The 8,346-nt window shown below is 63.8% G+C and carries 8 protein-coding genes, 1 tRNA gene and 1 pseudogene; 2 read left to right on the forward strand and 8 right to left on the reverse strand.

The genetic code is table 11. The features are described 5' to 3' along the window. Together JYJ84_RS21970 and JYJ84_RS21975 are read right to left on the reverse strand one after the other, a co-directional pair. Positions 1-424: pseudogene (locus tag JYJ84_RS21970) on the reverse strand (methyl-accepting chemotaxis protein); the annotation flags it as partial. 187 nt (positions 425-611) lie between these two features. Continuing rightward, positions 612-962, reverse strand: a complete 351-nt coding sequence (locus JYJ84_RS21975) for a hypothetical protein (protein ID WP_175222810.1) — start codon at positions 960-962, stop codon at positions 612-614. 329 nt (positions 963-1,291) lie between these two features. On the opposite strand from JYJ84_RS21975, the gene JYJ84_RS21980 reads away from it, so the two are divergent. After that, entirely contained in the window at positions 1,292-1,630 is a 339-nt protein-coding gene (locus tag JYJ84_RS21980) for a hypothetical protein (RefSeq protein WP_122944713.1), read from the forward strand. A 314-nt stretch (positions 1,631-1,944) separates the two neighbouring features. Here the strand turns inward: JYJ84_RS21980 and JYJ84_RS21985 are convergent, their stop codons facing one another. The 3 genes from JYJ84_RS21985 to serS all read right to left on the reverse strand — a co-directional run bounded on the left by JYJ84_RS21985 (position 1,945) and on the right by serS (position 4,120). Next, complete coding sequence (locus JYJ84_RS21985; RefSeq protein ID WP_226217218.1) at positions 1,945-2,409, reverse strand: phosphatase PAP2 family protein; 465 nt, start codon at positions 2,407-2,409, stop codon at positions 1,945-1,947. Positions 2,410-2,591: 182 nt separating this feature from the next. Further along, positions 2,592-2,682 (reverse strand) — tRNA-Ser (locus JYJ84_RS21990). 136 nt (positions 2,683-2,818) lie between these two features. After that, positions 2,819-4,120: a serine--tRNA ligase gene (gene serS / locus JYJ84_RS21995; protein WP_174941410.1), complete on the reverse strand. Its 1,302-nt coding sequence runs from the start codon at positions 4,118-4,120 to the stop codon at positions 2,819-2,821. A 263-nt stretch (positions 4,121-4,383) separates the two neighbouring features. Between serS and JYJ84_RS22000 the strand changes: the two genes are divergently transcribed. After that, complete coding sequence (locus JYJ84_RS22000) at positions 4,384-4,650, forward strand: DUF2164 domain-containing protein (RefSeq protein ID WP_011351259.1); 267 nt, start codon at positions 4,384-4,386, stop codon at positions 4,648-4,650. Positions 4,651-4,693: 43 nt separating this feature from the next. Here JYJ84_RS22000 and JYJ84_RS22005 read toward each other — a convergent pair whose 3' ends face one another. The 3 genes from JYJ84_RS22005 to JYJ84_RS22015 form a co-directional block, all read right to left on the reverse strand. After that, on the reverse strand, positions 4,694-6,004 hold the full coding sequence (locus tag JYJ84_RS22005; RefSeq protein WP_089445121.1) for a replication-associated recombination protein A: 1,311 nt from the start codon (positions 6,002-6,004) through the stop codon (positions 4,694-4,696). Between the two features lie 190 nt (positions 6,005-6,194). Further along, complete coding sequence (gene lolA / locus JYJ84_RS22010) at positions 6,195-6,884, reverse strand: outer membrane lipoprotein chaperone LolA (RefSeq protein ID WP_011351257.1); 690 nt, start codon at positions 6,882-6,884, stop codon at positions 6,195-6,197. A 46-nt stretch (positions 6,885-6,930) separates the two neighbouring features. Further along, the coding region (locus JYJ84_RS22015; protein WP_205189464.1) for a DNA translocase FtsK at positions 6,931-8,346 on the reverse strand (1,416 nt) is incomplete at its 5' end.

Consider the following 8,346-nt stretch of genomic DNA (forward strand, 5'->3'; position numbering starts at 1 on the left):
CGGCCGACGGCTCGAAGCCGGCAGCCTTGAACGCGTCGAACCCGCGCCGGTAACCGTCGCCCATCGCCGTGTGTGCGCGGATGAACTGCTCGACGAGCGAGCGGCTCTCGCCGGGCGGCAACTGGTGAACGAGTTGCGCGGCAAGCGTGTCGACCGTCCGCTCGCGCGTCTGGAACGCCTGCCAGTACTGGTCGAGCTTGTCGGGCTGCTTGCCGCGCAGCAGCGTGTCCTTCCATTCCTGCACTTGCAGCTTGAACTGCACGAGCGTGGCCGACACGAGTCGTTCATCGCCGACGTTCGTCTGCACGTCTTCGGCAAACGTATCGATCGACCGATTGAGAATGTGGATACCGTACAGCGCGCCACCGAACATCAGCAGCAGCGCGATGGCGAATGCGAGGGGAATCTTGTAGCTCAGCTTCATGGAACCTTGAATCGACGGGGAACGATGCGGTCCGGCACGGGCGCCGGCCGCCGCCTCGTGTTAACGGCGCCGAAAGCGCGGGCTTAAAGCTGAAGAAAGCGGCGAAAAGCGAATGCGAGCGGTCGAGCCGGTCAGCACCATCCAGGGGCGGTCGCAACGCATAACGCATGCAGCCACTTCCAGATGGCTACTTCACCAACCGGCGCGTGGCGCCGCCAAGCTTGAACCACTCGGCGCCGGGCAGTCGGTGACGCACGAGGATGCCAACGTCACGTTCGATGCCGAGCAACCGCCAGGCACGACGTGATCGACACGGATATGTCGGCCGGAATTCGAGACTTCCGAAAAAAGCAGTGTGAGCGCGAATAATTCCGTGACAAAGGAGATGCGGAAATCGGAAGCCGGCATGACGATCCACGACGGTGAAGTAGTGGCAATGGTCGGGTCGGCCAGCGCAACGATTCGAACGCATCCAGTCGCATAGGCCGCTGCTGTCGTCCATCGACGAGCGCAGTATGTCGAGTTCGAGGCCGGACATCGTGCCCGTCCTGCGGATCACGAAAATCCGGTTTCCTGTTTAATCGGCAAAGCATGCCTCTTCACAATCGACACCACCGATTATTCAATCGAAATTATTACACCAAAAATGTAAATCATTACATCGCACCGAACTCCCCAGCCCCAATCAAAATCAACCCGAATAAATAATTGATAGATAAAAAGTAAATCAATCTTAATTTATTCAACATAAAATCCAACTGCCCAATCGATGCACCGAAAATCAACGGGCAATCCAATTATCATGAAATGCCAAACGCATCTTTTAATTGGAACTCAATCAATCCAAACAGACAAAAAGGTGAAACTATGGCTGCTGGCAAGATTATTATCGTAAACAGATCCCCCAATACGCTGTCCGTGGCAATCAACATCTGGAGCAGCAACGGCGGAGATCCGGGCACCTTCGCCGTTCTCCCCGGTGCAACGGGGGACTCCGCCACCTGGTCGCGCACCGATGAGCGCGGATACGTGATGTACCTGAAACAAGGCGGTAGCGAGGCACCGTTCTATGTCGTTCCGGGCAGCACCATTACCTTCGTCTCAATGGACAGTGTCGTTGACAATGGCCAGCGCATTCATCCCATCACGGCGCCGCTTCCGTCGCTGACCGAGGAGCGCCCGGAAGTCAATCCGGTCGAGAAATAATCCAGTGGAAACGCCGCGCCAATCATCGTATTCAGTGTGAAGGACCAAGCGATTAGCGTCAGGTGTGTCCGATTGCTCCCGGAGCAACTTGGAACGACGGCTTTGATATAAAGTCGTGACGCTTGTCGCGCGGTTCAGCGCGGCTTGCTGGCAGCGCGAATCTCCGGGGACGGGGAGTGCAGGCTGTGTGGCCTGCCCCCTCCCCCTCTGCAAATAGCCTTTACGCAGAGCGCACCGGTCAGGTGTGTTGATCGACGCGATAGCGCGTGGTGCTCGTCGGCGTATTCAGGGCTTCGTGGCCTGTATAAAGGACACTACGCGTCTTCAAAGACTGCATCGTCGCCCGCCGGCGGACCAGTGCCCGCTCGAACTCGGCGAACACGCGTGGCAACTTGATCATCACCCAGCCCAACCGGCAAGGTGGCGCGATGTGTGAGGGAGGTTCTCAAAGCGAGCCTGCGGGCGATTCGCGACCCTGCGCGGCCCCGCCATCCAGCGGCGCACGACGACGATCGGCAGCACGCTACGATCCTCCCGATCACGTCGGACAGGCAGTGGCCACCCGTGGTCGGTGTCGACATGATCATCACGGCATTCAGCACGACCGACGCGGGAAACACGTAGCGGACGTGTCGCATCGCATACGCGCGCAGCAGCGCCAGCATCACATGGAACGACGGCAGCGACACGAGCCCCTGCGATTCGGGCCGGCTGAACTGCCGAAGCTGCCCGTTGCACAGCAGGTCGTGGTGAGACACGATCGACGCGGAGTTTGCCATTCAGCGCGGCTGTATCGAGGACGCGGCAGGATCATGCACGCGGTGGGTGCCACTGCATCAGCACGATCCGTATAGTCGACGGTCGAGCTGCCGCCATGGCCACGGCTTGCGACACGACACACGCACCGCGAGCCCAAAACGAAAAACCCCTTGATCCTTCCGGATCAAGGGGCTTCGTATTTTGGCGGAGAGGGTGGGATTCGAACCCACGGTACGGGGAAACCGTACGCCTGATTTCGAGTCAGGTACATTCGACCACTCTGCCACCTCTCCTTCCTTGCTGCTTTACTGCATTTCGCGGTTGGTCGTTTCCGCGAAAGAAAAGATTATAGAACGATCTCTTCGAAACCCACAAGCCCTTTTTGCAAATATTTTTACGAGAACGCCAAGGGCTTGCAGGCGCGCGATCTTACGACGCCCGTGCCGGCGCGTCGATGCGCTCGATGCCGCCCATGTACGGACGCAGCACTTCCGGCACCGTGACCGAGCCGTCCGCGTTCTGGTAGTTCTCCAGCACCGCGACGAGCGTGCGGCCAACTGCAAGACCCGAACCGTTCAGCGTATGCACGAGTTCCGGCTTGCCCTGCGCGTTGCGGAAACGCGCCTGCATCCGGCGCGCCTGGAACGCCTCGGTGTTCGAGCAGCTCGAGATCTCGCGATAGGTGTTCTGCGCAGGCAGCCACACCTCGAGGTCGAACGTCTTCGCGGCCGAGAAGCCCATGTCGCCCGTGCACAGCGTGATCACGCGGTACGGCAGGCCGAGCTTCTGCAGGATCGCTTCCGCATGGCCGACCATCTCGTCGAGCGCCGCGTACGACGCTTCCGGTGCGACGACCTGCACCATCTCGACCTTGTCGAACTGGTGCTGGCGGATCATCCCGCGCGTGTCGCGGCCATACGAACCGGCTTCCGAGCGGAAGCACGGGGAATGCGCGGTCAGCTTGATCGGCAGTGCGGACGCGTCGACGATCGACTCGCGCACGGTGTTCGTCAGCGAGATTTCCGACGTGGAGATCAGGTATTGCGTAACCTTGTTCTCCTCGCCGCCCTTCTCGACGCGGAACATGTCGTCCGCGAACTTCGGCAACTGGCCGGTGCCGTACAGGATCTCGGGGTTCACGATGTACGGCGTATACGTCTCGGTATAGCCGTGCTGCTGCGTGTGCGTGTCGATCATGAACTGCGCAAGCGCACGGTGCAGGCGCGCGATCGAGCCGCGCAGCATCGTGAAGCGCGCGCCGGCGAGCTTCGCGCCGGTCTCGAAATCGAGGCCGAGCGGCGTGCCGACGTCGACGTGATCCTTCACTTCGAAATCGAACTGACGCGGCGTGCCCCAGCGGCGCACTTCGACGTTGTCGGCTTCGTCCTTGCCGACCGGCACGCTTTCATGCGCGACGTTCGGCATGCCCAGCATCAGGTCGGACAGGCGCGCCTGGATCTCGCCGAGCTTGGCTTCTCCCGCCTTCATTTCGTCGCCGATCCCGCCGACCTCGGCCATCACGGCCGACGTGTCCTCGCCCTTCCCCTTCATCGCGCCGATCTGCTTCGACAGGCTGTTGCGGCGCGCCTGGAGCTCTTCGGTGCGGGTCTGGATCGCGCGGCGTTCCGCTTCGAGGGCGGAGAACGCGGCGATGTCGAGGGTGTAGCCGCGATCGGCGAGGCGCTGGGCGACGCCGTCGAGGTCTTTGCGCAGCAACTGGATGTCGAGCATGGGAGGACTTGGAGAATCGTTGTGTAAGACGGGAATTCTAACGCACCGCGGGGCCGCCACGGCACTGGCCGGACGGACAATGCTGCAAACGGGCGATGACCGGGGTGCGACGGCCGTGGCAGTATCGCATTGCCGGCCCGCCCGTCGGCACCCGCGAAATCGCGCGGCATCGACGCGCCGCGGATCGCGAAACACCCGAGCATGCCCGCCGCAGCGCATCGAACGAGGCACCCGCCACCCGTCACAGCTACCCAAGGAACCTGATGGCCATCGAACTGGACAAGGACGTACGCGACCGCGCGATCGCGTCGCTGCAACGCTATTTCACGGAAAACATGGACGAGCCGATCGGCAATATCCAGGCCGGCGCACTGCTGCACTTCTTCGTCGAGGAAATCGCGCCCGCGATCTACAACCTCGCGATCGCCGATGCGCAGCAGAGCCTGCACGCCCGCGTCACCGAACTCGACATCGAGTGCCATCAGGAGCCGTTCGGCTACTGGAAGAAGCAGCCGGCCCGCAAGCGCTGACGCGTTCGCGGCGGCGCCGGCCTCAGCGGGCCGCGCCGGGCCGTCAGTCCTTCTTGCCCGCCTCGCGGTCGAGTTCGCGCAGCCACGCGAGCTTGTCGGCGATCTTCGATTCGAGCCCGCGCGGCACCGGCTTGTACCAGCGCGGTTCGCGCATCCCGTCCGGCAGGTACGTCTCGCCGGCCGCATACGCATTCGGCTCGTCGTGCGCGTAACGGTAGGCGTGACCGTAGCCGAGTTCCTTCATCAGCTTGGTCGGCGCGTTGCGCAGATGCACGGGCACCTCGCGCGACTTGTCCTGCTTCACGAACGCCATCGCCTGGTTGAACGCGTTATAGCCCGCGTTGCTCTTCGCCGCGCACGCGAGATAGATCACCGCCTGGCCGAGCGCGAGTTCGCCTTCCGGCGAGCCGAGCCGCTCGTAGGTTTCGGCCGCGTCGTTCGCCATCTGCAGCGCGCGCGGATCGGCGAGGCCGATGTCTTCCCACGCCATCCGCACGATCCGCCGCGCGAGATACTTCGGATCCGCGCCGCCGTCGATCATCCGGCAGAACCAGTACAGTGCGCCGTCCGGGCTCGAACCGCGCACCGACTTGTGCAGCGCCGAGATCTGGTCGTAGAAGTTGTCGCCGCCCTTGTCGAAGCGCCGCGCGTTCAGCGTCATCGCGCTGCTGACGAATTCGGCATCGATCGTCGCGGTGCCGGCCGACGTGGCGGCCGTCTGCGCCTGCTCGAGCAGGTTCAGGAAGCGCCGCGCATCACCGTCCGCATAGCCGACCAGCGTATCGATCGCCTTATCGTCGAACGACAGGCCGTCGAGCGCGATTTCCTGTGCGCGCTTCAGCAGCTGGCGCATCTCGTCGTCGTCCAGCGACTTCAGCACGTACACCTGCGCACGCGACAGCAACGCCGAGTTGACCTCGAAGCTCGGGTTTTCGGTCGTCGCGCCGATGAAGGTCACGAGCCCCGACTCGACGAACGGCAGCAGCGCGTCCTGCTGCCCCTTGTTGAAGCGGTGGATCTCGTCGACGAACAGGATCGTGTGGCGGCCGGTGCGGTTCAGCGTGTCTTTCGCCTGCTCCATCGACTCGCGGATGTCCTTCACGCCGCCAAGCACCGCCGACAACGCAATGAACTCGCAGTCGAACGCGAGCGCGGTGAGCCGCGCGAGCGTCGTCTTGCCGACGCCGGGCGGCCCCCACAGGATCATCGAATGCGGCTTGCCCGATTCGAACGCGAGCCGCAGCGGCTTGCCTTCACCCAGCAAATGCGTCTGGCCGATCACCTCGGCGAGCGTCTTCGGCCGCAGCGCCTCGGCGAGCGGCCGGCGCGGCTCGACTTGAAACAGGTCGGACATGAACCCTCGCTCCACATCAAACGGTAGCGGCCGAACCGGCCGCCGGACCCGACATTATGACAGCCGCGCGAAAGCCCCGCCGCGCCTGGTGCTCATGCCCGGTGCCCGCGCCTGGTGCCCGCGCCCAGAAACAACACGGGCCTGCCGTCTCCGGCAGGCCCGTATGGGACACAACAGCGCGCGGCGCCGGTCAGCCGGTAATCACGTCCGCGCCCTTCGGCACGACGAACTTGAACGTATCGCCCTTCAGCGGCGGATTGGTCTGGATGTTCGTAAACGTCAGCAGCGTGACGTTGCCGAACACGTCGTGCAGCTCCATCGCCGCAAGCGTGCCGTTCTTGAAGCCGATGCCGATCCGCTGGAACTGCGTGTCCTGCGCCTTCGGCAGCATCTCGAGCCACTCGATGCCGCCCTTCTCGCCGGCATCGCGCAGCGTGTAGTTCTTGTCGAGATCGTTGCTGCCGAACAGGATCGCGGCCGGGCTCGCGCCCAGCGCGCCGTTCAGCTTGCGCTCGGTGACCTGGTTCAGGTCGCGGTCGTACACGTAGAGCTTCTCGCCGTCGGCCTGCAGCACCTGCTGGTACGGCTTCTGGTACGTCCAGATGAACTTGCCCGGGCGCGCGAACACGAACGTGCCGCTCGAATTGTCGGTGGGCTTCGGCACGGCCTGCACGGCGCTCGCGCCCTTCGCCGGTGCCTTGACGATCTGCTGCGTGAAGTCGCCCTTCGCCGAACGCACCTGCGACACGAACGCCTTCAATTGCTCGGTGCCGCCCGCGAACGCGTGCGTCGCCGCGAGCATCAGCGATGCGCCGGCGAGCGCCGCGCCGAGCCAGCGCCGCGTCGAACGAAGGGACATTGCGAACGAATGTTGCTGCATATTGCGGTTTTCTCCCTGGGTGGCCAGCGCTGCGAGCGCCGCGGACTCATTCCGCGTCGCGCGCCGGCACAAGAATTTCGCGGTTGCCGCTCGACGACATCGCCGACACGAGCCCCGACTGCTCCATCTGCTCGAGCAGCCGCGCCGCGCGGTTGTAGCCGATCCGCAGGTGGCGCTGCACAAGCGAGATCGATGCGCGGCGATTCTTGATGACGATCTCGACCGCCTGGTCGTACAGCGGATCAGACTCGTCGCCGCCTTCGCCGGTTCCCGCGCCGGCCGAGCCCTCGTCGCCGTCGGCCGTGCCGCCTTCGAGCAGACCCTCGATGTAGTTCGGCTCGCCCTGCTCCTTGAGCTTCTCGACGACGCGGTGCACTTCATCATCGGCGACGAACGCGCCGTGCACGCGCACCGGCAGCCCGGTGCCCGGCGCCAGATACAGCATGTCGCCCATCCCGAGCAGCGATTCGGCGCCCATCTGATCGAGAATCGTGCGCGAGTCGATCTTCGACGACACCTGGAACGCGATCCGCGTCGGCACGTTGGCCTTGATGAGGCCGGTGATCACGTCGACCGACGGACGCTGCGTGGCAAGGATCAGGTGGATGCCGGCCGCACGCGCCTTCTGTGCGATCCGCGCGATCAGTTCCTCGACCTTCTTGCCGACGACCATCATCAGGTCGGCCAGCTCGTCGATCACGACGACGATGTTCGGCAGGCGGCCGAGCGGCTCCGGATCTTCCGGCGTCAGGCTGAACGGATTCGGCAGCTTCTCCTCGCGCTTCGCGGCCTCGTCGATCTTGTTGTTGTAGCCCGCGAGATTGCGCACGCCGAGCTTGCTCATCAGCTTGTAGCGGCGCTCCATCTCCGCGACCGTCCAGTTCAGCGCGTTGCCGGCCTGGCGCATGTCGGTGACGACCGGGCACAGCAGGTGCGGAATGCCTTCGTAGACGCTCATTTCGAGCATCTTCGGATCGATCAGGATCAGGCGTACCTGCTCGGCGGTCGCCTTGTACAGCAGCGACAGGATCATCGCGTTGATCCCGACCGACTTGCCCGAGCCGGTCGTGCCGGCCACCAGCAGGTGGGGCATCTTCGCGAGATCGGCGCACACCGGCTTGCCGCCGATGTCCTTGCCGAGGCTCAGCGTCAGCGCCGACGACGCGGCCGCGTACACCTCGGAACCGATGATCTCGGACAGGTGCACCGTCTGGCGGCGCTGGTTCGGCAGCTCGAGCGCCATGTAGTTCTTGCCGGGAATCGTCTCGACGACGCGGATCGACACGAGCGACAGCGAACGCGCGAGATCCTTCGCGAGGTTGACGATCTGGCTGCCCTTCACGCCGGTGGCCGGCTCGATCTCGTAGCGCGTGACGACCGGGCCCGGATACGCGGCGACGACGCTCGCCTCGACGCCGAAGTCCTTCAGCTTCTTCTCGATCAGGCGCGACGTGAATTCGAG

Source organism: Burkholderia sp. LMG 13014 (assembly GCF_905232215.1).
In the GTDB taxonomy this organism is placed as follows: Bacteria; Pseudomonadota; Gammaproteobacteria; order Burkholderiales; family Burkholderiaceae; genus Burkholderia.

Excerpts from the sequence above, each read along its gene's own strand:
- JYJ84_RS21975 (WP_175222810.1), bottom strand. The coding sequence starts at position 962 with ATGTCCGGCCTCGAACTCGACATACTGCGCTCGTCGATGGACGACAGC.
- JYJ84_RS21980 (WP_122944713.1), top strand. The coding sequence starts at position 1,292 with ATGGCTGCTGGCAAGATTATTATCGTAAACAGATCCCCCAATACGCTG.
- JYJ84_RS21985 (WP_226217218.1), bottom strand. The coding sequence starts at position 2,409 with ATGGCAAACTCCGCGTCGATCGTGTCTCACCACGACCTGCTGTGCAAC.
- serS (WP_174941410.1), bottom strand. The coding sequence starts at position 4,120 with ATGCTCGACATCCAGTTGCTGCGCAAAGACCTCGACGGCGTCGCCCAG.
- JYJ84_RS22000 (WP_011351259.1), top strand. The coding sequence starts at position 4,384 with ATGGCCATCGAACTGGACAAGGACGTACGCGACCGCGCGATCGCGTCG.
- JYJ84_RS22005 (WP_089445121.1), bottom strand. The coding sequence starts at position 6,004 with ATGTCCGACCTGTTTCAAGTCGAGCCGCGCCGGCCGCTCGCCGAGGCG.
- lolA (WP_011351257.1), bottom strand. The coding sequence starts at position 6,884 with ATGCAGCAACATTCGTTCGCAATGTCCCTTCGTTCGACGCGGCGCTGG.